Source organism: Robertmurraya mangrovi, from assembly GCF_034427655.1.
GTDB lineage: Bacteria > Bacillota > Bacilli > Bacillales > Cytobacillaceae > Robertmurraya_A > Robertmurraya_A mangrovi.
Genome location: NZ_JAXOFX010000005.1, coordinates 191,507 through 217,627, shown reverse-complemented (window position 1 = coordinate 217,627; position 26,121 = coordinate 191,507). Strand labels below are relative to the sequence as shown.

Below are 26,121 nucleotides of genomic sequence, written 5' to 3'. Positions count from 1 at the left end.
TTAGGAAGATTAATGTTGAAATTTTTGTCAAGCACTTATGATCCTCTTCTAGGATTAGTTGGTTTAAGACCTTGATGTTATAGTATTTTATTGTGGAATTTTTATGAATTTGGTATAGGTTTGTGTGTGTAAAAAAAGAGAAAAGTTAAAATAAATGTTGAAAATTGTAATATAACGTCAAATAATCAATTTTTAAATGAAATACTTGTAGTATGCTTTAAAGTATACGTTATATTCCTATATTGTTAAATAATAGGGAGGTGTAGGTGGTTTTAAAATTGTTAGAATAAATATTAAGCGAAGAGGGACGGGTACATTATCAGTATGTGACAGTATTAGAATTGTAAGTGAATTACTTGAAAACGGGTTCAGTAGAGAAGCTAGATCGTGAGGAAAATTGGCTTTTCACTATTATGGATTATTATCGTACATAAATGAAAAGAAGATGAAGAATTTATTTCCTGAGGGATCTTTAGTTTTTGATAAGTAAATGGGTGGCAAAAGTAGCTCGCAGCAGAGATATCAGTTTCCTCCTGTGTGTTCATACATTCGCAATATCATTATTTAAAAAGTGCGTCGAAGGGATAAGGATTGAATTATGTTAAAGAAAATACCAGGATTTAGAACAGGTGCAAAATGGAAGATGATTGTTAGTTTGGTTGGGCATCTATTGATTATGCTTTTGATTATATCCTCCTTTAATGGAGTTACAGTAGGTGATAAGTTGATTAATGGGGCGAGGATGCTGATTTTTATGATCATTCCTTATATGCTCCTCACTAACTTTGGGAATATACGGGAGAGAATCCCATTATTAAAAAAAGAGGGTAGAACGATTGGGAAAATAATCATGGGGACTGCAATCTGGTCACTGGTTATTTTACTATCATTTACAGCGGTTTTTGGGGCAACAGAGGGATTGCTTTCGCCTCAGCAAAAAGCAATCGAGCTTGTGAAAAAGCAACAAAGGGAAATTGAAGCGAGACTGAAAAAGGAAGCTAAAGAACGGGAAGAAGCTCAAAAGCTGGCACAAAGAGAGGCGGAGCGAAAAGCAAAGAAAGAGGCCGAATTACAAGAAAAAATCGCAATGGCGGTTGATAATTCTAAGGGTAATGCAACAAAACTTGAGGAAAAATTAGTTGAGGTGATTGACGAAGAGACTGCCACCGATATAGAGGAGACAGAAACGTCTGCTGTTGAAACTAATACCACAGAAACTGATAAGTCTGAATTAAAAGCAGCCATTTCATCTGCAATTCAGGAAGCCAAAGGGGATCTAGCAGTTTTGCAGGAAAAGCTAAAAAGTTCTCTTACAAAAGAGCCAGAAAAACCGAAATCTAAACAGGAACTGGAGATTGAACAAGCAATTAATGAATCTCAAAATGATGATAATTCTTTAAAAGATAAGTTATTGGAAGTGTTAATAGAAAGAAAGGAAGATTCTGTAGATTTAAAACAAAGAATTGACCTAATGGTCGAAGAGTCTAAGGGGGACTATGCTGCTTTAAAGGAAAAATTAAAAGAAAAAATTCAAGCAAGAAAAGATGAGAAAGCAATAGAGGCAATGGTGGAAGATGCACGTAAGGAAGCAGAACAGCAAGCCGAGATTGAAGCTAATTCTCCTGAGGCTAAAAAGGCCCAATACCAATATGTAGATTATTCAGAATTAACAAGATTGCCTCAAAACTATGAGGGTATGGAGCTCGTAAACTATGGGACTATCCTTACTACGGATTCACTTGGTAAAAATATTATTAGTGTGGTAGAGGTGGCACCGGGTTCTTTAATCATTATGGCTGTTCCAAAAGCAAATTTAGAGATGAATGTCATACCCAACGATTACATTGCCTTTTATGGGAAATTTAATGGTGTTAGTTCTTCGGTATTGAAGTTTGATTTAACCTCAATATTTTCTTATGACACGATTTATTATCAAGAAGCCATGCCTTACTATGATGTACAATATGTTGATATTTTGAGTTGGTAATGATACTTAGTAAGATAAATAAGCAAAACAAAAAATTTCATTGAAGGCTTTAAAGACAAAGTAGCAATCTTATTAGGATTGCTATTTTATTTAAGAAAAATGACAAAAATCCCCTCTACTATCTAAGTTCTAATTTTAGAACTTTAATCCAAAAACTAGTTTGTCAAAGAAGTTAACAGTTATTTTTTCATTTGAAAGAAAATTTTGATAAAATAAGAGAGAATAACTACTTCGAAAAAAAGGAGGATAGTAATTTCGTGCTAGAAGATACTGACAAATTTAGCTAGGAGAGAGAATAATGATAGAACCACAACAAGAACAGTTATCCAAGAAACTAAACAGCAATATTAATCATGTAGTAAATTTGACGAGTGTAAGTAGAAGTTTAAGAACCAAGATGATGTTAGCTGTAGTGGCTAGTTTACTAATTAGTTCCCCAATCTCAACATACATCAATTCTTATATAAAGAAATTTGTGGAAGGTAGCTACGGAGTATATGTTAATACTGCTGTCACTCTATTAGTTGCAACCGTTATCATCACTTTATTTATCCAATTTATTGTAATTAAACCCCTAAGCAAATTGGTGGAAGCTACTAAAAACGCCTCGGAAGGTGATTTAACAGCTTCAGTAGATTACCAGTCACAAGATGAAATTGGGCAGTTAGCAACTGCTTATAATTTAATGCTCCAAAACCTCCGAAATTTAATTCAAAAAACCAACGATACTGCCCTAAAAGTATCTCAATCATCAGAGGAGTTAAAACTAGGTGCAGACCAAAATAATAGTACAATTGAACAAATATCAACATCTGTTCAAGAAGTAGTCAGCGGTGCAGAAAACCAAGCACATAGCGCGACTAATCTAAATCATTCTTCTCAAAATATTGCGAAACAAATGGATCAAACCTACTTATTAATTCAAGAGGTTTCTAAAGCTTCAAACGTAGCCTCAAAGGAAGCGGATGAGGGGATTATGACAGTTAACGGCACCATTAAACAAATGAATTTAGTACAAACCTCGGTTTCTGAAACGTCTATGTTAATCGATGCTCTTGGAGATAAGTCAAGTGAAATCGGACAAATTGTTGAAGTAATTACTCAAATAGCTGATCAAACTAATCTTCTTGCACTAAATGCCGCCATAGAAGCAGCGCGGGCAGGCGAACATGGTAAAGGATTTGCAGTTGTAGCTGATGAAGTTCGTAAGTTAGCAGAGCAATCCGGTCATGCAGCTAAGACTATTCAAAAATTAATTGAAGATATCCAAAAGGAAACAAATAATGCCGTAGATTCTATGAAATCGGGTACTAATATCGTTGAAAAAGGTATTAAAATGGTGCATGAAACAGGTGACTCTTTTAAGGGGATTTTCAAATATATTCAAATAGTTACAGAACAGGCACAAGGAGCTGCAAGCGCCATCGAGACAGCTAATGAGAGTTCAAAAACAATGATCGAAATGATTGAAAACATAGCTAGCATTGCAGACCAAACGAATGGAAGTACACAACATGTTGCTGCTGCCATCGAGGAACAGATTGCAACCATGCAACAAATCGCATCTTCCTCTGTTTTGTTAAATAACCTATCTCATAATCTAAAAGAAGATATTAAAAACTTTAAAATTCAATAGGAACTATAAAAGTCTACAAAAAAGCCCGCTTCTCTGTTAGAAACGGGCTTTTTTGCAGTCAGAATATTTAATAATACAAGTCGGTATTACATCAATGTCAATATTTATGTTATTACTTATCTGATACCTTACTAACTAACACATAAAAGTCAACACGAGTAGTTTTGTCTTTTGGTGCAAATGACCCATCCTTTTTCTTAGCAGAAACATGTTGGTTTAAAACTTTAACATAGCTTTGGTATGATTTAGAGCCTTTAGATAGGTCTTTTACAGAAACTTTTTTACCTGTATCTTTTAGTTTAAATGTTTTTACTAATAGTTTAGCAAGTTTTTCGCGTGAAACAGAGTCGTTAACCCCAAGTTTTCCATCCTTCTTTGCAGTTAACACACCCGCTTCTTTTAATGCAGCAATTTCTTTAGCATACTTGTGTTTAGAAGAAACATCTTTAAATGATTTCAAGCTCTTTGGATCTTTAAGACCTTTTACTTTAGCTAGGACATAAGCAGCTTCACCTAAAGTGATTGATTCTTTTGGTGCAAATGTGCCGTCTTCTTGCTCAACTACTAAACCTTTATCAGCTAATTTCTTTACTTCTTTATAACCTGTAGAACTTTTTGGGAAATCTGTATATTGTTTTTCAACTTCTTGACCAGGAACAAATTCAAGTTTTGCAGCTTTTGCGATTAGTTTTGAAATATCTGTGTTATCTAATACTCCCTCAAAGTCAGAGCTTCCTAAACCTGTAGCAAATACAGGAACCATGTTTGCTGTATGTCCACCAGTAGAGCTTTCTGCACGGACTGTACGATCACTTACACCAACTTTATTGTACTTAGCGATTACACTTCCAATTTCCCAACCAATTTTGTGTGCAGGGTATACTTTTCCTTGATTATCCTTAACATTTTGTAGGAAAGTGGTAGCTTCTTCATCTGTTAACTCAATATGTGCATATGTGCTGAAAACAGATTTAACAGTTTCAAGTGTGTACTCCCCGTTAGCATCTTTTTCAAGTTTACTAGCCATGTATTCAGGAGAAACTTCAATCTTTTTCAAAGCTTCAATGTTCATATTTTCAGTTGCAGAAATACCCATCGTTTCATGGTCTGCTAAAACTACAACTAAAGTATTTTTATCTTTTTTTGCCCAATTTACAATATCTTTAACTGTGTTATCAAATTCAATTGTCTCTTTCCATACTCCTGTAATATCAGCAGCGTGAGCAGCATGGTCAATACGAGCTCCTTCAACCATAAGGAAGAAACCTTTTTTACCTTTTGATAAAACATCAAGTGCTTTAGAAGTCATTTCATTTAATGTTGGTTCTTGAGAATTATTTTCTTCTTTATCTAAATTATAGTTCATGTATGATGGGTGGAATAAACCTAAAAGCTTACCTGTGTTTTCTGCATTTTTTAGTTCGGTTTTATCTTTTGCGATTGCGTAGTTGTCGTTTTTAAATTTAGCTAATAATTCTTCGCTAAATGGTTTAGAACCTCCACCTAAGATTACATCTATTTTATTATCGTAAAATTGTTGAGCAAGTGCATCGCTGCCTGTCCAACGGTTAGGTGCAGAACCACCAAAAGCAGCAGGTGTAGCATCAAAAACAGTGTTTGTAGAAATAATACCTACTTTTTTACCGTTAGCTTGGAATAAGTCTAAAATACTATCAACTTCTTTACCTTCTGGATCAGAGCCAATTACCTCGTTGTTTGTCTTTTGTCCAGTTGCAATAGCAGTTCCAGCTGCACCAGAGTCAGTAACCATATTGTTAGCTGAATATGTACGCATTAAAGCAACGTTTTCAAGCTTTTCCATGTTAAGGACGCCTGTTTTTCCATATTCTAATTGTCGAGCAACTTCCATTTGCCCTAATCCCATACCGTCTCCAACCATTACGATAATGTTTTTAGGTGCTTTCTCTTTTAGTTGAGTGCTTTGATTAGCAGCATCTGCTTGAATATTGTTAAAAAGTGCAAAGCCGCCTAAGCCCCCAAGCGCAACACTTGCTGCTATGGTTACATTTAATACTTTGGACCTTAAAGTCATTTTAGTTCCCCCTGTTGTTTTTTGAGAATATTTAGAGTTGTAAACCTATTTAAATTTATTGGGTTTGTCGGATATTGTCAATTGTTTTTTTATATATTCATAGTGTAAAAACTTAAAAAGTAAAAATAAGATATTTTAATATAATAATAGGTTCAATAATTTTTAATTAAACACTAAATTAATGATAGTTTAGTTTTTTTCTATTTAATGAAGTTACTCCTTTGCAATTTAAGTAATATAATGTTATATTACAAATTGACCAAATCACTCATTTAGTCAATTTGTAAAGAGGTGGAACTTATGTCAGTTGACCGAAGGCAGTTAATTGTGGAGGCAGCGACCAAGTCTTTTTCGTTGTTTGGGTATAAGGCAACGACGATGGATCAGGTAGCTAAGACAGCTAATGTTGGAAAAGGAACGATTTATACTTTTTTCAAGAATAAAGAAGAGTTATTCGATGAGATTATTTCAAAGCTCATATTAGAAATGAAGGTTGCAGCGGACGAAGCGATTGATGAGAATGCTCCTTTTATTGAAAATGTCCACCGAGCGATTTACCGCTTGTTAGAATTTCGCAAAGAACATCAGCTTACGATTAAGTTATTTCAAGAAAAGAAAGAAATGGGTACTCCGGAAGTTTTGGATGTAGTAGAAAAAGTGGAGAACACGATACTAACCTTTATAAAAGGCAAAGTACAGCAAGCCATTGAAAAAGGTGAGATAGAGAATTGTAATCCAGAGCTAACCGCGTTTATTATGCTCAAGTTATATATATCATTGATTTTTGATTGGGAAAAGAATCATGAACCATTAGAAAAAAATGAAATTGCTGAGCTATTCGAGCGATACTTATTTAAAGGATTATCTAATTAAAGGTGATCCTATCACTTTGGATAAAAATGACCAGATGAGTAAATTGGTCATAAATTTTGCGGTAGCCACTTCTATAACTATCTGAAAGTAAACAATAAAGGTTTTCCAGTAAGGTTTTTATTTTGGTTAAAATTGACCAATTGAACAAAATGGTCACATTTTTTATAAAAAGTGTTAATTAGGAGGTTTATATATATGGGACGTTCACTCATAGGTGAATTAAAAGCAATCTTATCAAACCGAAAATTATTAATCCCTACAATCGCAGTACTATTTATTCCAGTACTGTATTCAGGTATGTTTCTTTGGGCATTTTGGGATCCATACGATCATTTAAGTGACTTGCCTGTTGCCGTCGTAAACAGTGATTCAGGAGCAGATTTTGAGGGAACTGAATTAAATATAGGGGAAGAGCTGGTTAAGAAGCTCGGAGAAAGTGATGATTTTAAGTTCAGTATAATAGATCGTGATAAGGCATATTCAGACTTAGAAAAACAGAAGTACTATATGGTTGTCGAGATACCTGAAAACTTCTCTGAAAATGCAACCACTTTATTAGATGAAAAACCAAAGAAAATGGAACTAATGTATGTTCCTAATGAAGGCTTTAACTTTTTATCAGGTCAAATTGGGAATACAGCTATGTTGAAAATACAAGCATCTATCCAAGAAAATGTGACCAAAACCTACACAGAAGCTATATTTAAAAAGGTAGAAGAAATGGCTGATGGTTTTACTCAAGCAAGTGATGGTGCAGGGAAATTAAACGATGGTGCCATTATGCTTTCTGAAGGAACAGAGCAAATAAAAGAAAATCTAGCCCTTTTAGCGGAGAAGTCAGTTGAATTTAAGCAAGGTGTTGAGACTGCAAGTGATGGTTCCAATCAATTAGCAGCAGGTGCTACAGAGTTGTCATCAGGTTTAGAGCAACTAAAGAAAGGCCATGACCAGCTACTACAAGGATCAATCGCTGCGAATAGCGGAACAAACCAATTATCAGAAGGCTTTGGTCAAGTAAATAGTGGGTTAAAAACCATTGATTCTAAAATGGAAGAGTTAATGAAGGGAACAGAACAAATCAGTTCCGGTTTAGAACAATTTAATCAAAAAGTTCCTGAGTTAGAAAAAGGATCAAAGGATTTAGCAAACGGAGCAGTGGCTTTAGATAGTGGAATTAAGCAGTTTGAACAGGAGTTAACAGCTCAGCTAGAAAAAGCTTCAAAGCAGCAATTTGAACAATTACTTCCATATTTACAGCAAAGCATGACTCCAGAGCAGCTGGCTGGATTAAAACAACAAATGGAACAACAGCAAGTGATGATGCAAAAACAAATCTCTGGTGGGTTTGACCAATTAAAAACCGGAAGCTCCCAGCTTGTAGCAGGTGCTGGCCAATTAGAGAGTTCATTAACTACTCAAGTGGGTCCTAATGTTTCTAAATTAAATGAAGGAGTAAAACAAATCTCTGCTGGTCAGAAACAATTAGGCGACGGTGTTCATCAGCTTGTTCAAGGTTCCGTAGACTTAAATGATGGAATCAATAAATTAGAAGCAGGACAATCAGAACTTTTAGCTGGAACAAAAGTATTCAACGAGAAGCTTCAAGCTGCTGCTGCAGGTTCAGAAAAAATCGTTAGTGGAACATCATCGTTAACGTACGGGCTTTCACAATTAGTGGATGGTTCAGAAAAAATTAGTGAAGGTACGGTAAAATTGGCAGATGGTTCAAAAGAATTATCATCAGGAACTAATAAGTTAGCTGATGGAACGGAGGAGCTTTCTAAAAAATTAGGAGATGCCTCTGAAAAAACAAGTTCGGTTAAGGCAGAAGACGACAACTTTGACATGATGGCAAGTCCTGTAAAGGTTGACCAAAAAGGAGTGAACAAGGTTCCAAACTATGGAACAGGATTTACACCGTACTTCTTATCATTAGGATTGTTTGTCGGAGCTTTACTGATTTCAATTGTGTATCCACTAGTAGAGCCAGCGATAAAACCAGAGAGTGGTTTATCTTGGTTTACAAGTAAGTTAACGATTCTATTTGGTGTAGGAATCATTCAGGCATTAGTAGCGGTATCTATCATTTTGTTTGGATTAGGACTTGAAGTACAAAATCTACCTTTGTTTATTATGACAACGATTATTACAAGTTTAACTTTTATGACCCTAATCCAAATGCTTGTTTCCATCTTAGGGGACCCAGGTAGATTTGTTGCGATCATTGTTCTTATTCTACAATTAACAACAAGTGCAGGAACTTTCCCACTTGAATTAATTCCAAGTGCCCTGCAACCAATCAGTGCATTTCTACCAATGACGTATTCCGTTTCAGCGTTTAAAGCGGTAATTTCTTCAGGTGATTACTCATTCATGTGGAATAACCTCTTTATTTTACTTGGTTATACCATCACGTTTGCAATCATTACCATGATCTTCTTTACTGGATTATTTAAAAAGAAATTTAGTTATACAGCGGAATAATATACTTGTAAGGCTACCTTAATTATTAAAAAATTAGGTAGCCTTTTTTAAGGAGAAAAAGAAGGAATAACAGGGGTTTTTAAAGAACAAGTATTACTTTAAGAGATGTTAACTTGGAGGTACATATGAATCAAAGAAATATACAGAAGAAGATTACAAGCCAATTATTTCTGTCCTGAATGATTGGTGGGGAGGCAGAAATATGTCTGATATGCTTCCGAAGCTCTTTTTTAAACATTTTACCAATACTAGTTTTATTATAGAAAAAGAGAATGAGATTGTTGGCTTCATCATTGGATTTTGCTCACAATCAATACAAAATGAAGCTTATATTCATTTTGTTGGGGTACATCCTGGCTTTAGAAAAGACGGTATTGCAAGAAAGCTTTATGAAGCATTTTTTGAAGTAGTGAAGGGGATGGGTGTAAATAAGGTAAGCTGTGTGACCTCTCCAATTAATAAAACATCCATTGCCTACCATACTAAAATGGGTTTTATTTGCCAACGAGGTGATATAGAAGTAGATGGCATCCCGGTTCACGTAGACTACGATGGACAGGGTGGAGACCGTGTTGTTTTTATGAAAGAGATTTAAATAGAAAGAGGAGCACAAATAGCTCCTCCCCAATTTTTATTTAGCTTCAACAATAGTCTTAAAAATCTCTAAAGCATTTGCAGCCTTTGGAAATCCAGCATAGCCAGCACAATGAATAATGATTTCAATAATTTCTTCTTTTGTTAATCCGGCATGTAAGCCAGCTTTGAAGTGGAAAGTGAGTTGTCTTTCTCCGGCTCCTTGGCTAATTAAAGAGGTTAAAGTAATAATAGAACGCTGTTTGACATCGAATGTCTCTCTACCGTATATCTCACCAAAACCAAACTCTATAATCATTTTTCCAAAATCAGGTGCAAAGGACATGATATTTTCAATCACATGATCACTTTCACCGCCTGTTAATTTCTCTAACATCTCGGTTCCTTTTTCAAAACGTTCACTCTTCATAGTTAGCTCCTTTATCCTCTTTTCAAAGTTGGAGGAATTTCTTCAGGATCTACCATAATTTCTATTACGGTTGGTCCCGAGTTTTGTAAGCCAATAGCAATGGCTTCTTGTATTTCAACTAAAGTTTGACACTTGTACGAATCGGCTCCTAGGGCTTGCGCAAATAATTGAATATCTACGGGAGCTTCATAAACCGTTCCAGTTGAACGACCGATATTATATCTCATTCCTTTGTCAACCATATCCAGTCTACCATTATTAAAAATGACAAATATCACTGGGATAGAGTGGCAGACGGCCGTAGAGATTTCAGTCCCGTGCATTAATGTACATCCATCACCAGAGAGACAAACAACGGTCTGATTTGGATTGGCTAGTTTTGCTCCAATGGAGTAACCTATGGCATTCCCCATTGTTCCAAATACATCGTCAAAAAGAAAGGTTCCTTCTTCTAAAATGGTGAAGTGTCGGATAGCATAAAAGGAATGACTTCCATCATCACCAAAGACCATTGTGTCATTTGGTAACTCATTTCTAAGCACTTTAACAGCGTCAACAGCTGAAATATAGCGATCAGAAGATGGTTCCAATATTTGAGTATCGAAACCATGTGTAAAGCTAGTAATCTCTCTATTTTGTGTGCCTCTAATTAAAATTTGTTTAAGATTTTCCTTTGCATCTCCTATAACAGGAAGGGTTGGAATAGGTATGGATTTGCCAACAAAGGTAGGCTCGATATCAAATTGGATTACTTGTTCTGGATAGTAATCCGATGTAAAGCCAGCAAGGGTCATATCGGATAATTTAGTACCCACTACGATTAAGAGATCCACTCCAAGCTGTAAATAATGTGAAGCTTCTTCGGTTCCTCCTAATCCGAAGGGACCCAAGTAAGTAGGATGGTCCGAACGTATACTACCTTTTCCTCCAGGCGTAGTGATGATAGGAATATTGTACTTAAGGGATAAATCTTTAATTTCTTCATAGCATTCAGAAAGATGTGCCCCTTTGCCCACAAAGAGAAGAGGGGACTTTGCTTGTTCGATCAAGTTTACAGCACGATCAAGTTCAGAAGATATGTATTTATAATCGTGCGGCAAATCTAATGAAAATTCTTCTATTTCTTCTCTTAAAATATCGGCTGGAATAGATAAGTGTACAGGTCCCTTTCTGCCGACTAGTGCTTTTTCTAATGCGTGTCTAAAGTACATCTCAAACAACTCCGCACGTTCCACTCTTGTACTAAATAATGTGACCGATTCAAACATTTTCACTAAATCCGTTCCAAAGTAACTAGAGTCCTGTCCCATGGCTTTACCTGTTTCCTTCATACTAGGATGACCTGTAATAAACAATACAGGCTGATGAAAGGCTAAAGCTTGTCCAGCAGATGTTAATAGATTGGTTCCACCCGGTCCTGAGGTCCCGATAGCAACACCAAGAGTATTATTTTTAAATGCATATCCACTTGCCATAAAGCCTGCACCTGATTCATGTCTGGCTAATAGAAAAGGAATATCCTGTTTTTCCATTTCTAGAATGAGAGGGACAACGGCTTTGCCTGGAATCCCAAAGGAGTACTGTACTCCAAACTTTCTTAAATGTTCAACTAGTATGGTCGCTACTGTCTTTTTCATAATGATTGTCCTTTAGTTAAGAATCTATTTTCAATTTCAACTGAGGGAAGTGGTTTACTATAATAGAAACCTTGTGCTTGGTTACAATTCAATCTTGAAAGGTAAGCAGCTTGATCTTGCGTTTCTACACCCTCAGCTAATACTTCTAGTTTAAGACCATGTGCCATTGAAATAATGGTACTAACGATTTTTGCATCGTTTTCATTATTCATAATGTCTTTTACGAATGTACGGTCAATTTTAAGTCTATGGATGGAGAAATTCTTTAAGTAGTTCAATGAACTATAACCTGTTCCAAAGTCATCAATGGCAATCTTTACACCAAGCTTATTCAGCTTATCTAATGTAATGATGGCTCTTTCAACATCCATGGTCATTGATTCTGTAATTTCAATTTCTAAAAATTGAGGTTCTAAATCTACTTCTGTCAAGATTCTCTCAATCGTATCCACTAAATTTTGTTTAATAAATTGTTGTGGAGACAAATTGACAGATACTCTAAATGGCTCTACACCTTTGTTCAGCCAGGACTTTAACTGTTTACAGGCTGTTTCAATGACCCATTCTCCCATCAATACGGCGAGACCCATTTCCTCAACAAGTGGAATGAAGTCTTGAGGTGAAATCATTCCTAAATGAGGGTGATTCCAGCGTATAAGAGCTTCAGCACCTACCATATTTCCTGTCTTTAAGTCAATTTGTGGCTGATAATGCAGCTCAAACTGATTATTTTGAATAGCTGTTCTGATTTGATTCTCTAATGTTAGCTTTTCAAAGAATCTTTCTTTCATATTCGAGTGATAAATCATGTAAGTGTTTTTCCCCTGATCTTTAGCACGGTACATGGCTGTATCAGCTTGACTAAATAAAGTATCAATATCATGACCGTCGTGAGGGTAAAATGAAATTCCGATACTTGTACTTACATGAAACTCAATATCTTTTATCGTGAAAGGGTCTTTAAATAATTCAATCAGACTTTTACCTAAATCGTTAACCTCTTGTTGATGATGAACATTTGTGAGAATAATGGTAAACTCATCTCCACCCATTCTAAAGAGGGAGGCTTTATGATTAAGGTGATTCTTAATTTTGTTTGCCACTTCAATGAGCAGTAAATCACCCTTATCATGGCCTAGAGTATCATTAATCAATTTAAAACGATCTAAATCTAATACAAATAAAGCCAGCATGCTTTTATTGCGTATCGCTTCTTCTAATTCTTTTGTTAAGCGTTGTTGAAATGCACGTCGATTAGGTAGACCTGTTAAATCATCATGGTACGCAAGATAATTTATTTTTTCTTCAGCCTCGTAACGTTCAGTTATATCTTTAAATTTTCCAAAGGCACCAATAAGCTCGCCCCGCTCATCATAGATAGGCATTCCATCAAATAAACACATTGTCTTTTTACTAGTAATTTTATTGATGATAGGAAGGTCAATATCTGAAAAGAACTGGTTTGAATCGAGAACCTCTTTTAGGCATTTCCCTATTGGTTTAATGTCCTCAACCGGTCTGCCTAACGTACTTTCTTTAGACATGCCAGTAAGTTTTTCTGCAAATTTGCTAAACTCTTTAATATATCCTTGTTTATCTGTCATAATAAAGCCAGTACCAGTTGAATCAGACATAATTTGATTAAAGATGTTTAACTCCCTATTTTGATGACGAGTAATCAGTTCTCTTTCAATGGAATCAACTACAGTAGTTAACATCGTCAGCAGAAGAGGACTACTGTATTCAATTAATGTCATGATGGAAATGGTTCCTGTTTTTTCGGTATGGCTGACACAATTAATAGGAACAGTATAGCAAGCAGATTGATGTAAGAAGTGGTGATAGTGCTGATCACCTAATAATTGAACCGGTTGTTTCTTCTCAAGAGCCAAGTTAATGGCATTTGTACCATTATGAGATTCTCTAAAAATAACGCCAGGTTTAAAACCTAATTGTTCAATCATTTTCTTAATCGTTAAATCACCTTGAACTTCCAATATGGTTCCTTGGTCATCTGAGACTACAAATAAAATCGGTGTGCCTTGCAGCATATCAAAAAACTTTAAGACGAAAAAATTTACTACCTCTAGTATTTCCGAGTATTCACTTTGAACTTCTTTTAGTGTATCTTCATCTATAAAAAGAGGACTAGGGATATCAGTAGGATTTAATCCTAATTCCCTACACTTTTGTTTTGATTCTAAAATAATGATTGTATTGTCTAATTTTGCTAAACCACTCATAAAGTAACTCCATTCAAGGTTGTAATAATTTTCATTTTATCAAAAAAAATAATTATATTAGTCTAGTTTTTTATAGGATTTCACTTAAATGAGTCCTTAGTGCTACTGGTGTTTCAAGTTTCTACATGAAATTAGTGAATAATTACCTATAATATTTTTATTTTATTGAAATATGTTTTCTGTCTAAAGATAGATTCAATTGTAAGGAGGGATAGAGTGACCAAATTTGTAGAAGTGAAAGATTTGATTATTGGAAAAGGAACTCCGAAAATTTGTGTTCCTTTAGTAGGTTCGACCATTTCTGAAATATTAGAAGAAGCCACAAGCATCAATGAGTTCAAACCTGATTTAGTTGAATGGAGGGCAGATTTTTTCCATCAAGTCGAAGATATCGCAAAAGTGAAAGAAGCTTTGAATCAGATGAGAGAAGTTCTCATTGGTTTACCTCTAGTTTTCACCTTCAGAAGTGCGAGGGAAGGTGGAGAAAGGGAGATAAGTCCTTCATACTATGTTGAGTTAAATGAGTCCATCATTGAAACGGGAATGGTTGATCTTATTGATGTGGAACTATTTAACGATGAAAGGATAGTTAAAAACTTAATTAGCCTTGCTCATGCTAACAATCTATATGTTATTCTCTCTAACCATGATTTTAAACAAACTCCGTCAAAGGAGGAAATCATCTCGAGGTTAAAAAGAGCTCAAGCACTTGGTGGAGATTTACCGAAAATCGCCGTAATGCCACAAACGAAAGCTGACGTGTTGACCTTGCTTGATGCAACACTCACCATGAATGAACAATACGCTGATCGTCCTATCATCACCATGTCAATGGCTGCAAAAGGCGTCATTAGTAGACTAGCGGGGGAAATATTTGGTTCTGCTGTTACATTTGGGACAGTTGGACGTTTATCTGCACCTGGGCAGGTAGATATTGCTGAGCTTAGGAATGTGTTGTCTCTAATACATAAAAATTCGTAATGAGCAAAAAAAGAGTGTTCAGCTCAATTTAATGCTGAACACTTTCAACTTAATTTTCTTCGCCACCAATCAGCTGTAAAAACTGTCTAGTTCGTTCTTCTTTCGGCGAACCGAAGATTTGCTCAGGTGGACCTTGCTCAATGATTTTTCCGTTATCCATAAAGATGACTTCATCAGCAACCTCTTTAGCAAAGCGCATTTCATGGGTAACAACAACCATCGTCATTCCTTCGTTTGCCAGGTCACGCATGACTTTTAGGACTTCACCGACCACTTCAGGATCAAGAGCAGAAGTTGGCTCATCAAAGAGCATCACTTCTGGTTCTAATGCTAAAGCTCTCGCGATTCCTACACGTTGCTGTTGTCCTCCTGAGAGCTGAAAAGGATAGTAATCCTCCTTGTCACCGAGACCAACTTTATCTAACAAGATTTTAGCTTTCTTCTGTGCTTCTTGTTTTGCTTTTCTTTTTACCGTCACAGGGCCTTCCATTACATTTTGAAGAGCTGTTAAGTGAGGGAAAAGGTTATAGCTTTGAAAAACCATTCCAGTTCTACTTCTAAGTTGGATAATATGCTTATTGTTTAGCTTTTCATTAAAGTTTAAATGGATATCACCAATGGTTATTTCACCTTGTGTAGGTCTTTCTAATACATTTAGACAGCGCAAGAAGGTGGTTTTACCAGAACCAGAAGGACCAATAACGACCACCACTTTACCTGTCTCCACTTGTAAATCAATTCCTCTTAAAACATGAAGATCTCCGAATGATTTGTGCAAATCTTTTATTTGAATCATATTTTTTTCACCTACTTTGCGACATAACGATCAAATCGTTGTTCCAATTTTCCTTGGAGAAAGGATAGGAAGGTTGAAATGACCCAATAGATTATAGCTACTTCAATGTATAAAAGGAGAGGCTCATAGGTAGCCGCTACAATTTCTTGTGCTTTACGAAACATTTCTGGAACTAAAATAACAGCTGCAAGTGAAGTGTCTTTCACTAAGGAGATGAAAGAGTTTGCTAATGGTGGAACAGACACTCTTGCTGCTTGGGGAATGATGACACGTACTAAAGCTTGTCGATAGGTCATACCCATCGAATACGCTGCTTCCCATTGTCCTTTTGGAACAGACAAAATAGCCGCTCGGATGACTTCTGATCCATATGCCCCTACGCTTAAAGAAAATCCGATTACAGCAGACGGAAATGGATCAAGGGTAACTCCGATTTTAGGCAAACCGAAAAAGATAATAAATAATTGAACAAGTAATGGAGTTCCTCGAATAATAGATACGTAAATTCGAGCAATCCAGTTCAATGGTTTAATCGTAGATGTCCGTGCTAAAGCTGTAAAAATGGCTAACACAAGTCCGATGGCGAAAGAGATAAGAGATAAAGATATCGTAAACGTAAAGGCTCCTTTCAGCAAAGGCAGAAAGGAGCTTGTTGCGATATCAACTAACCTGTTGGTCTGTGGATCAGCAAAGAAATTAGTTGAGAACATTTTCGCCAAACCATTTTTTAGAGATTTCTTCGTAAGTACCATCATCAATGATATCTTGAAGAGCCTTATTAACAGCATCTACTAATTCAGTGTTACTTTTACGGAACATAAAGCCACTGCGTGAAGCATCCTCATGCTCAGCGACAATTTTAATAGGTGTGTCAGGCTTCTGTTTTAAAAGGTCTAATACAGATAATTTATCATTAATTGTAACATCTGCACGCTTAGAGTTAATTAAATCAATTGCTTGGTTAAAGCCTTCCACACCAACAATCTCAGCACCATTATCTTTTGCGATAGTACTATAGTTACTTGTTAAAGATTGTGCAGATTTTAAACCTTTAATGTCTTCGAAACCTTTTACTGCATCATTGTCCTTATGGGCAATAAGTACAGCTGGAGAGCTAATATAGTGGTTTGAGAAATCATATTTTTCTTGACGATCAGGACGGATTCCCACTTGGTTTGCAATCATATCAAAACGTTCTGAATCTAAACCAGCAAACATAGCATCCCATTGTGTTTCCATAAATTCAGGCTCCACACCTAAACGTTTAGCTACTTCAGTTGCAAGTTCTACGTCAAATCCTGTTAATTTACCACTTTCATCATGGAAAGTGAATGGTGCGTATGTTCCTTCCGTACCGATTCGTAATTTACCTTCAGCTTTTACTTTATCAAGTAAGTTCTGTTCTTCTTTAGAGCCTGTTTCTTTATTTTCAGCCTGTTCTTTATCTGTATTTCCACAAGCAGAAATGATTAAGCTTAAGAAAATAATGGAAAAAATACCTAGTAATCTTTTCATTTTTAAACCCCCAGTAATCTTATTGGAATTAATACTTTTTTACTTTAATGAATTTTACTAATAGAGTCAATAAATAAATACGAGAAGGCTTAGTTTATTTTTCTTCATAAACGGCTTCTTATACTGCAATATAATTTTTTTACACAAAAAAACTGTAGCCTAAGAAGCTACAGTTACATAAGATTGGCTCGGTAATTATATTAATCTTTATTTATTCTGGGATAGCAATTTGAAAAGTAACTTTTTCTTCTTTATTAAAGACAGTAATTTGACCGAGATAATGTTCAACGATGTTCTTAACGGATGCAAGACCCGTTCCTTGATGATGTTCCTTTGTTGAATAACCTAGAGTAAACATGTTCTCAGCTTGGTCATCACTTAATGGAGGGCCATTATTTATAACTGAGAGAATATGAATGTTTAACTTTTTGGTGTAAATAATTTCAATTGTTTTTGGATTAGTTTGAACATCCTCTAATTCTTCAATAGCATTATCGATCAGGTTACCTAGTAGTCGCACCATATCGTAGCTCATCATTTGAGGGAAGAGAATGGCTTCGTTACTAGTAACTAGTATATCAATCCCTTGTTGAGCGGCATGTGTAGTTTTTGCTTGGAGTAAAGCATTTACAATCGGTTGTTGAAAGGGGAAAGTACGTGATTGAATTTTTCCAACAGCCGTATGTATACTCTCCATGTATAGTTTTGCTTCCTCATATTTGTCATCTTCTAATAAACCTTGCAACACCTCTACATGATTATGAAAGTCATGAGAATGACTCCGCATTTGAAAGGACATTTTCTCTATTTGTTCTATTAACGGTTGTTCGGCCGCTTGAATGTGTATTTGAAGATCTTCATCATGTTTTTTATCAATAACTATAATCGCAATGACTAATAAAATAACAAACAAGGTACTTGCTAGAATAACCATGGTGTTCCTCCATTAGTTGATCTGGTCTATTAAAATCGGTAATTTCTCTCTATTTAATAATGCGTACTCTTCTAATTTGTGAAATTTAATTTTGTAGGATTCTGGGGTGAATTGGGTGACTTCTTTAATCCAGCTTAAGTTAACTATATAGCTATTGTGACTTCTTAAAAACGAGTGGGGCTCAAGGATTTCAAACAGCTCCTTCATCGTCTGGTTCGTTAAGTATGTTGAAGTAAAATATTTTGATCCCTCATTATAGAGAGTGATGATTGCCGTTTTTTTCCCTTCTTTACGAATTAAAACGATCGTTGGAATATCTAAGAAAACGAAACCATCCTCTTTTTTAACAAACAGCTTGTTAATGGTGGAGGGCTGTACTCTATTTTTTACTTCAATCTTTTCATTTGAAAGTCTTTTCTTCATCTTTTCTAGCGATTTTTTTAATTGACTACTTTGTATTGGTTTTAAAAGATAATCAACAGCCTCAACTTGATAACTTTCTACTGCGTATTGAGCATGGCCAGACACAAAGATAAAGGGGATGTCTTGTTGTTTTTCACGGAGGATTTGCGCAATTTGTATACCATCAGAATCAGGTAAATCTATGTCGCTAATAATAAAATCAGGTTTTAATGATAGATAAATAGAGTAAAATTCTTTAGCTGATGAAGCTTGTCCAATCACTTCTATTTGTGTGTCTTCCTCAATCATTTTCTTCATTCTCTTCATAATAACATTATCATCTTCTATTAAAATTACTTTCCATTTACTCATATATTTAAATACCACTTCCTATTAAAACTAATATATTCAATATTATTATAGTTCTTTTGTAATAGCTTGATTGTACCACGAATTTCCCTTTTTAGAAGTATAATTGTCGATTATTAATGGATGAATTCCGAAAATGAGAGGATGAATAACATAAATGGGCAAAAAAATAACCAATCATTTGTAAATTACTCTTTGTGTGGGAATTAACCCTATTATAGGGGAGTTTAGCCTGTATGTATTGTAGGCTAGAAAATATCATCTTATGATGTAATTTATAAAACGAAGATCCATAGTTAATAGTTCATTTGATAGAAAAATAGTATACAACCTTTAAGGAGAGTTAAAACAAGATGAAAATACAGAAAGTATCAAAATTTGTTAAAACATTTCGATTTAAAATGCTCCTATTAATGCTCTTATGTATCACGATACCGAGTTCTACCATTGGGATATTTGCTTATTATTACTCAAAGGATGTACTAATTGAGGGCGGTAAAGAAGACTTGGCTCGTACCGGAAACATGGCTAAAGGATTTCTAGATTCTCTAGCAAAACAGGTAGATGAAGGAACCTTAACGAAGGATCAAGCCATTCAAAAAGCAAAAGATACTTTATTAGGGCCAGTTGGTGCAGATGGACTACATGACACCTCACAATCCCAGTTCCGATTTGGAGAAGGAACTGTAGTTGGACAAGCTATTAATACATCCGATTTTAGTTGGAAATTCTTGTGGAATAAGGACAGCAAAATGGTCACTGAGGATTTACTTCCAGGCTTTCCGCTTATCAGTAGAGAAGACTTTGAAAAATCCGAATGGCCAAGCGATGGGTTTAAAGAATACGCTAAAATGGTTTTTGAAGAAAATGATTTTTGGAGTCATGCAGGAAAATTAGATAAAGAATTAGTTGTTGATATGTTAAGTGATAGCGATAAAGAAAATGATTTTCAATATAACTACAATACCTTACCAGGTGTAGCTAACGATAATTACAGTGACCCCTCTCTTCTATATAAAACGGTTCTAAATATGCAAAAAGTAGATTCATGGAGTAACAATGAAAAATTATTGGGTGCTGGTGTGGATCTCGTTATATCCAGTGAATCCTTTTACCATGAGTTTTATGGACCGGTAAATAAAATGGCATCAGTTATTGCCCTAATCGTATCGATTACAACAGCTTTTGGACTAATTTCTGCCTATATCATCCTACGCAGAAGTGCAACAGCTCTTTCGATTGTGGGAGATGCTATTAACCGATTTGGACGAGGAGATTTAACTACAGTTGTTAAAGTAAAGGGTAAGGATGAATTTGCTAAATTGGCTAAAGACTTAAACACAGCCAATGGGATGATGAGTGGAATGCTAAAGGATGTACAAAAAGTTACCAATGAGGTCACACATCTGTCTCAGCATTTAAATGAAGGCTCTGATCAAACAGGGAAAGCAGCAGAACAAATAGCAACGACTGTTACTAGAATGGCAGAAGATGTTGTCGGGATGAAAGATACGGTTGAGTCCACGACAGATATTATAAAAGAATTACAGTCAGAAATAGAAAGTGTAACTTCTAAGTTAGAAGCTGCTTCATTTTCTGTAGAAAATGCTTTAGAGAGCGCTAACTCAGGAAAAGAGACGAGCGCTAAGATACAATGTGAAATGGCACGTGTAAACGATACGGTGCAACATTCCTCTAATGTCGTACTAGAATTAGGCAGTAGAGTAGAAAAAATTGGTGAAATTACTCAATTGATCACTCAAATCGCCAGTCAGACGAATTTATTAGCTCTAAACGCAGCCATTGAAGCGGCAAGAGCTGGAGAGCATGGGAAAGGTTTTGCGGTAGTGGCTGAAGAAGTTCGGAAACTGGCAGAAGCCACTAGTAAAGCAGGAGAAGAAATTATTTCTATGCTCGATGAAATCCAGACGAGAACTGGCCAAGCAGTAACGGTGATTCAAAATGGGGCTTCTTCCTTTGGGGAAGTTGGGGTAATGATGAATTCTAGTCTTTCCTCCTACGATGACATTACAAAGTCAGTAGAATTAATATACGAGCAAATAAAAGGTATTTACGAAGCATCCTCAAGTATCAATCAACAGGCGGATATAGCTTATAAGAAAATTCAAAATGTAAATGATATAAGCGGAGAAATGACTGACGGAATGGGAATGATAGCTGCATCCTCGGAGGAACAAGTGGCGACTCTTGAAGAAAATATTGCCTCAGCAACAAACGTCAGCGAATTGGTAGAGGATTTAAAAAACAAAGTATCACAATTTAAGGTTCACTAAAATTATGATTAATGCTCCTCATGCAATGATTGAGGAGCTAATTTTTACAAGAGGATGAAGAACTTTTGTAAGGGGCGAGGAAAGATGGAAAAAGTATCTACGCCTAGATTGAAAGAAACGATTGAAGAAATAACAAATATTAAACATTCGCCATATGTATTATACTTTCAACCGCAGATTTGTTTAAATTCACAAGAAATTATAGGCTTAGAGGTATTATTAAGGAAAAGAAATCATTACAACCAAATTATTAATCCTAATGAGTTTATCCCTGAATTAGAAAGAACAAAGGAAATTATAACAGTGGGGAAATGGATTATTCAAAATTCGGTTTTACAGTTAGCTAAATGGCAACAGAGTGGATACAAAGGAATGTTATCTATTAATATCTCTGTTGTCCAACTAACAGATGAATCTCTTATTCCTTTTATTAAGGAAGTGTTAGAACTTTATCAAGTTCAACCAAGTCAAATTGAGTTTGAGTTAACAGAAAGTTTTCCTGTCGAAAATGGCCAACTGCTCATTATGCTTGATTGGTTAAAACAAATTGGGTTTAGATTAGCTCTTGATGACTTTGGAACAGGCTTTTCTTCATTAAGCTATTTGGAAAGTTACCTATTGATACATTAAAAGTGGATCGAGTTTTTATTTCGAAAATTATTCATTCAACACAAAAAGTCCCTGTTTTAGATGCCATTATCAACTTGGCTTCAGAACTAAGATTACAGGTGGTAGCTGAAGGGGTAGAGCATTTAGAGCAGTTAATCTATTTATTAAAAAAACAATGTAATAGAGTACAAGGTTTTTACTTTTTTAAACCGATGCCAGCAGATGAATTAGAACGAATCTTATCTAAAAAATAGATGAGGGGGATTTATATGGGTAAATCAATATGGAGAGAAATCGAACAAAAAAGACTCGAAATGATTTCTGTAGGATTAACGAAAGGTTTTACAGATAGAATGACTGTTGAAATCAGTCAAGAACTCGACCGGTTGCTTAATAAAATCTCTCATAGTGCAAGCTCTTTTGAAAAGAATTACTATTACACAAACAAAATATAAAAGAATATACTTGGCTTGATAAAAAAGCGATTTTCTTTAATAGAGAATGGCTTTTTTATTTTGACTTATTTATTGACAACCACAAAGTAATTGATTAAATTAAAATAGTTAAATTGTTTAACTATTAAATTGATGAATTATTAAACAACAAAACAGTTAATATGTAGAATAATTAGTCTGCGAGGTGAATAGATAAATATGTCTAATCAGGATATTGGAAGCTTAGTGAACCGGTACATAGCGGTTTCCTTTTCTGTAACGAAAAAGGCTGAGGCTTTAATTAAAGGCACCATTGAAAGTGATGAACTAACGTGCGATCAGCACTATATGCTCCGTTATATTAATAATAAGGGCTCTTGTACTTCTACAGAGCTGGCCGAGGCTTTTGAGGTGAAAAAAAGTGCGATAACGGCCATTATTAACCGTTTATACGATAAGGGGCTTATTGTGCGTACAAGAGATGATAATGACCGAAGAGTGGTTTACTTAACCTTAACTGATCAGGGAAAAGGATTATTTGACGAAACAGAAGATAAAGTTCATAAGCTAGTTGAATCCTTTATTGAGCGATTTGATGAGCAGGAAATTAAGCAATTTATTGAAACATATGAAAAGCTTAATCAAGTTTTGATTGAAGCAAAAGACAATATGGAGGAATAACAGTGAATTTCATTATACAAAGAAAATGGCTTGTTATGATTGCATGGATTGCTATTGTCGTGGGATTGTTCGTAGCAGCTCCGAATATGGCAGAGCTTGTTCGAGAAAAAGGGCAAATCAACGTACCAGAAGGATATTCATCTAGATTAGCATCGGAAATTATGGATGAAGTGCAAAAAGATGAAGGGAAGGGAGACGGAACCCAGGTCGCCCTAGTTTTCCATAATGATAAAAAGCTAACGAACGAAGAGATTAACGAGGCTGAAAAAGCCATTCGTGCTCTTGAAAATAAGAAAGACGAAATTGGAATTACAGATATATTAACTCATTTTAATGAAGATAGTTTAGAAGAACAACTCGTTTCTGATGATGGAAAGTCTATTTTAGCTTCCGTAACTATTAGCTGGAATGACAGAGAACCAAAGGAATTGAGCGATGTATTATATAGTACGATTGAAGAATTTAATGTAGATCATTACTACACGAGTCAGTGGCTCATAAACGAAGATTTAATGAGAAGCTCAGAAGAAGGAATTAAGAAAACGGAAGGAATTACGGTTGTCTTTATTTTAGGGGTACTCCTTCTAGTATTTAGATCGATTGTATCTCCTATTATTCCTTTATTAACAGTAGGTTTTACGTATCTAGCTTCCCAATCCATTGTTTCTATACTAGTGGATAAATTTGATTTCCCTATATCTACTTATACTCAAATCTTTTTAGTGGCTATTCTTTTTGGAATTGGAACAGATTACTGTATTCTCTTACTAAGTCGTTTTAAAGAGGAGTTATCTCAAAGAGAAAGTGTAACAGAAGCCATTGTAGAAACCTATCGCAATGCAGGTCGTACCGTATTTTTTAGCGGATTAGCTGTAATGGTAGGGTTTGCAACCATTGGATTTTCACAGTTCCTTTTATATAAATCAGCCTCTGCCGTTGCTATCGGGGTTGCCATACTTTTAGTCGCTTTATTTACAATCGTACCTTTCTTTATGGCTGTTTTAGGTAATAAAATTTTCTGGCCATCAAAAAGTAAGGCTGAGCACGGAGAAAGTAAGCTTTGGGCTATTGCAGGTAAGTTTTCAATTATGTACCCTTTCCGAGCTTTAATCGTTGTAGCTGTCGTTTGTGCACCATTCTTATTCACATATGATGGTGACATTTCTTATAATTCATTAGAAGAAATTGGTGGAGATGTTAACTCGATTAAAGCATTTAATGCAATAGCAGATAGCTTTGGTCCAGGTGAATCTATGCCGACTACTATTGTATTAAAAAACGATGAAGAAATGGATTCAACGGAGTATGTTGAAATTGCTGAACAAATTAGCAAAGAATTAGAAAAAGTAGATCTAGTGGATACTGTTCGTTCAGTTACAAGACCGACGGGTGAACCTATTGAAGATTTCTTTGTTGGTAAGCAAGCAGAGAGTTTAGAAGAAGGTCTAGGTGAAGGGAAAGATGGTCTTACTAAAATTAGTGAAGGTCTTCAAGAGGCTGGAAATAAGCTATCCGAATCAGAACCAGGACTAAAAACAGCCTCAAGTGGAATTAACGAACTAATTACGGGAACCAATGCTATTCAGTCAGGTTTAACGGAGATTCAAACGAACTTAGCTAAAATAGAAAATGGAATCCGTCAAGGTTCCGCAGGTTCTACTGAGATTAAAAAAGGTTTAGAACAAACAAAAGCTGGTGCAGAAGAATTATTAGCCGCTTATCAAGAATTATTAAAAGGATATAAAGATATTCAAGGTAATTTAGGAACGTTAAATAAAGGATATCAAGAAGTTGGGACAGGACTCACACAATTGTCTAGCGGAATGGAGCAGCTTCATGGAAATCTTTTCGGTTATTTAGAAGGAAGTTATGAAGGTTTATCGAGTGACCAACAGTATTTAGGTATGAAAAAGATGATTCAGGAACTACAAGGTAAACTAGGTGAAACTTCAAAGGGACTTACTGATTTAAATAACGGTTTATCTCAAATTAATGATGGTATGGCTGCTGCTAACCAAGGTTTTGAAAAGGCAGTTGGTGGCCAATCTGAGTTAGCGAAAGGACTTCAACAACTAATAGATGGTATTGGTCAACAACAGGCTGGATTAAATCAATTAGCTGACGGCCAAGGCCAAATTGTACAGAGTTTCCCTCAACTAACGAACGGATTAGCAGGTATTAGTGGTGGGCAAGAACAACTACTTGCTGGTTTTGGTGACTTAGGTGGACAAATTAGTCAATTAACAGATGGATTAATCCAAAGTGCTGACGGGTTAAATCAAGTATCGGATGGTCTAGGCTCTGCACAAGAATATTTAACGGGATTATCTGAATCTAACAATCTAGGTGGCTTCTATTTACCAAGTGATGTGTTAGATAGTGACGACTTCACTCAAGTATTAGATGTGTATATGTCTAAAGACCGTAAAGTAATGACTTTAGATGTTATTTTCAAATCAAATCCGTACTCTAATGAAGCAATTGCTCAAGTTGACGAAATTAAAGAGGCAGTAAACAGGGGTACAAAAGGAACGAAACTGGAAAATGCAGTCGTTGCGGTAAATGGTATTACTAGTAGTAACGCGGATTTAAAAACAATGTCTGATCAGGATTACTCTAGAACCGTTGTCTATATGATGATTGGTATTTCCTTCATTCTAGTATTCTTGTTCCGTTCTATTGTTATGCCAGCGTATATTATCGTTTCATTGATATTAACCTACTATACTTCAATGGCAATTAATGAGGTGATTTTCGTAGACTTATTAGGATACACAGGTATTAGCTGGGCTGTTCCATTCTTTGCCTTTATTATCCTCGTAGCTCTTGGAGTGGACTACAGTATCTTCTTAATGGATCGCTTCAACGAATACAAAGATTTATCCGTAGCCGATGCAATGGTGCTTTCTATGAGGAAAATGGGAACGGTTATTATCTCAGCGGCAGTTATACTGGGAGGTACTTTTGCTGCTATGATGCCATCTGGTATGCTTTCATTAGTACAAATTGCTTCAATTATATTAATTGGTTTATTACTGTACGCCCTAGTCATTTTACCGTTATTTATTCCGGTAATGGTAAAGAACTTTGGTCATGCTAACTGGTGGCCATTTAAGCGCATGGGAAGTTAAATAAGTAACGATTCATTCGATCACCTTACCAAGTAGGGTGGTCTCTTTTTTGCAGTAAA

General features: G+C 35.5%; 19 protein-coding genes and 1 pseudogene. 11 read left to right on the top strand and 9 right to left on the bottom strand.

The genetic code is table 11. The features are described from left to right. Positions 1-598: 598 nt before the first annotated feature. Together SM124_RS10640 and SM124_RS10635 are read left to right on the top strand one after the other, a co-directional pair. The gene (locus SM124_RS10640; RefSeq protein WP_322446506.1) at positions 599-1,987 is read left to right on the top strand and encodes a hypothetical protein; all 1,389 of its coding nucleotides are present in this window, start codon (positions 599-601) and stop codon (positions 1,985-1,987) included. A gap of 298 nt (positions 1,988-2,285) precedes the next feature. Further along, a complete protein-coding gene (locus SM124_RS10635; RefSeq protein WP_322446505.1) occupies positions 2,286-3,623 on the top strand; it encodes a methyl-accepting chemotaxis protein in 1,338 nt (445 codons plus the stop codon). Positions 3,624-3,735: 112 nt separating this feature from the next. Here SM124_RS10635 and SM124_RS10630 read toward each other — a convergent pair whose 3' ends face one another. Then, complete coding sequence (locus SM124_RS10630; protein ID WP_322446504.1) at positions 3,736-5,676, bottom strand: alkaline phosphatase; 1,941 nt, start codon at positions 5,674-5,676, stop codon at positions 3,736-3,738. Between the two features lie 300 nt (positions 5,677-5,976). On the opposite strand from SM124_RS10630, the gene SM124_RS10625 reads away from it, so the two are divergent. The 3 genes from SM124_RS10625 to SM124_RS10615 all read left to right on the top strand — a co-directional run bounded on the left by SM124_RS10625 (position 5,977) and on the right by SM124_RS10615 (position 9,628). Continuing rightward, on the top strand, positions 5,977-6,549 hold the full coding sequence (locus tag SM124_RS10625) for a TetR/AcrR family transcriptional regulator (RefSeq protein WP_322446503.1): 573 nt from the start codon (positions 5,977-5,979) through the stop codon (positions 6,547-6,549). 195 nt (positions 6,550-6,744) lie between these two features. Beyond that, the gene (locus tag SM124_RS10620) at positions 6,745-9,033 is read left to right on the top strand and encodes a YhgE/Pip family protein (protein WP_322446502.1); all 2,289 of its coding nucleotides are present in this window, start codon (positions 6,745-6,747) and stop codon (positions 9,031-9,033) included. A 202-nt stretch (positions 9,034-9,235) separates the two neighbouring features. Beyond that, positions 9,236-9,628: a GNAT family N-acetyltransferase gene (locus SM124_RS10615; protein ID WP_322446501.1), complete on the top strand. Its 393-nt coding sequence runs from the start codon at positions 9,236-9,238 to the stop codon at positions 9,626-9,628. Between the two features lie 36 nt (positions 9,629-9,664). Here the strand turns inward: SM124_RS10615 and SM124_RS10610 are convergent, their stop codons facing one another. Genes SM124_RS10610 through SM124_RS10600 form a run of 3 tightly spaced genes read right to left on the bottom strand, consistent with a single transcriptional unit; the run spans position 9,665 to position 13,916 of the window. Then, positions 9,665-10,036: a carboxymuconolactone decarboxylase family protein gene (locus tag SM124_RS10610; RefSeq protein ID WP_322446500.1), complete on the bottom strand. Its 372-nt coding sequence runs from the start codon at positions 10,034-10,036 to the stop codon at positions 9,665-9,667. Positions 10,037-10,047: 11 nt separating this feature from the next. Next, a complete protein-coding gene (locus tag SM124_RS10605; RefSeq protein ID WP_322446499.1) occupies positions 10,048-11,673 on the bottom strand; it encodes a thiamine pyrophosphate-binding protein in 1,626 nt (541 codons plus the stop codon). After that, a complete protein-coding gene (locus SM124_RS10600) occupies positions 11,670-13,916 on the bottom strand; it encodes an EAL domain-containing protein (protein WP_322446498.1) in 2,247 nt (748 codons plus the stop codon). The genes SM124_RS10605 and SM124_RS10600 overlap by 4 nt, the downstream gene beginning before the upstream one ends. A 216-nt stretch (positions 13,917-14,132) precedes the next feature. Here SM124_RS10600 and aroD point away from each other — a divergent pair, with 216 nt between their 5' ends. Beyond that, complete coding sequence (aroD, locus tag SM124_RS10595; protein WP_322446497.1) at positions 14,133-14,897, top strand: type I 3-dehydroquinate dehydratase; 765 nt, start codon at positions 14,133-14,135, stop codon at positions 14,895-14,897. Between the two features lie 49 nt (positions 14,898-14,946). On the opposite strand, the gene SM124_RS10590 is transcribed toward aroD, so the two are convergent. The 5 genes from SM124_RS10590 to SM124_RS10570 all read right to left on the bottom strand — a co-directional run bounded on the left by SM124_RS10590 (position 14,947) and on the right by SM124_RS10570 (position 18,916). After that, positions 14,947-15,693, bottom strand: a complete 747-nt coding sequence (locus SM124_RS10590; RefSeq protein ID WP_322446496.1) for an amino acid ABC transporter ATP-binding protein — start codon at positions 15,691-15,693, stop codon at positions 14,947-14,949. A gap of 11 nt (positions 15,694-15,704) precedes the next feature. Beyond that, on the bottom strand, positions 15,705-16,403 hold the full coding sequence (locus SM124_RS10585; protein WP_322446495.1) for an amino acid ABC transporter permease: 699 nt from the start codon (positions 16,401-16,403) through the stop codon (positions 15,705-15,707). After that, entirely contained in the window at positions 16,390-17,208 is an 819-nt protein-coding gene (locus SM124_RS10580) for an amino acid ABC transporter substrate-binding protein (protein WP_322446494.1), read from the bottom strand. The genes SM124_RS10585 and SM124_RS10580 overlap by 14 nt, the downstream gene beginning before the upstream one ends. Positions 17,209-17,419: 211 nt before the next feature. After that, positions 17,420-18,142, bottom strand: coding sequence for a sensor histidine kinase (locus SM124_RS10575; RefSeq protein ID WP_322446493.1), 723 nt, complete (start codon positions 18,140-18,142; stop codon positions 17,420-17,422). Positions 18,143-18,154: 12 nt separating this feature from the next. Next, positions 18,155-18,916: a LytR/AlgR family response regulator transcription factor gene (locus SM124_RS10570; protein ID WP_322446492.1), complete on the bottom strand. Its 762-nt coding sequence runs from the start codon at positions 18,914-18,916 to the stop codon at positions 18,155-18,157. A 350-nt stretch (positions 18,917-19,266) separates the two neighbouring features. On the opposite strand from SM124_RS10570, the gene SM124_RS10565 reads away from it, so the two are divergent. The 5 genes and pseudogenes from SM124_RS10565 (at position 19,267) to SM124_RS10540 (ending at position 26,062) form a co-directional block, all read left to right on the top strand. Further along, positions 19,267-21,207 carry a methyl-accepting chemotaxis protein gene (locus SM124_RS10565; protein WP_322446491.1) on the top strand — a complete coding sequence of 647 codons (1,941 nt, stop codon included), beginning with the start codon at positions 19,267-19,269 and terminating at the stop codon, positions 21,205-21,207. Between the two features lie 54 nt (positions 21,208-21,261). Continuing rightward, positions 21,262-22,070 (top strand): annotated as a pseudogene (locus SM124_RS10560) (EAL domain-containing protein). Between the two features lie 15 nt (positions 22,071-22,085). Next, positions 22,086-22,271, top strand: a complete 186-nt coding sequence (locus tag SM124_RS10550; protein ID WP_322446488.1) for a Spo0E family sporulation regulatory protein-aspartic acid phosphatase — start codon at positions 22,086-22,088, stop codon at positions 22,269-22,271. Between the two features lie 198 nt (positions 22,272-22,469). Next, positions 22,470-22,931 (top strand): MarR family winged helix-turn-helix transcriptional regulator, encoded by a 462-nt coding sequence (locus tag SM124_RS10545; protein WP_322446487.1) that lies wholly within the window; start codon positions 22,470-22,472, stop codon positions 22,929-22,931. Positions 22,932-22,933: 2 nt separating this feature from the next. After that, on the top strand, positions 22,934-26,062 hold the full coding sequence (locus SM124_RS10540; RefSeq protein ID WP_322446486.1) for an MMPL family transporter: 3,129 nt from the start codon (positions 22,934-22,936) through the stop codon (positions 26,060-26,062). Positions 26,063-26,121 lie beyond the last annotated feature (59 nt).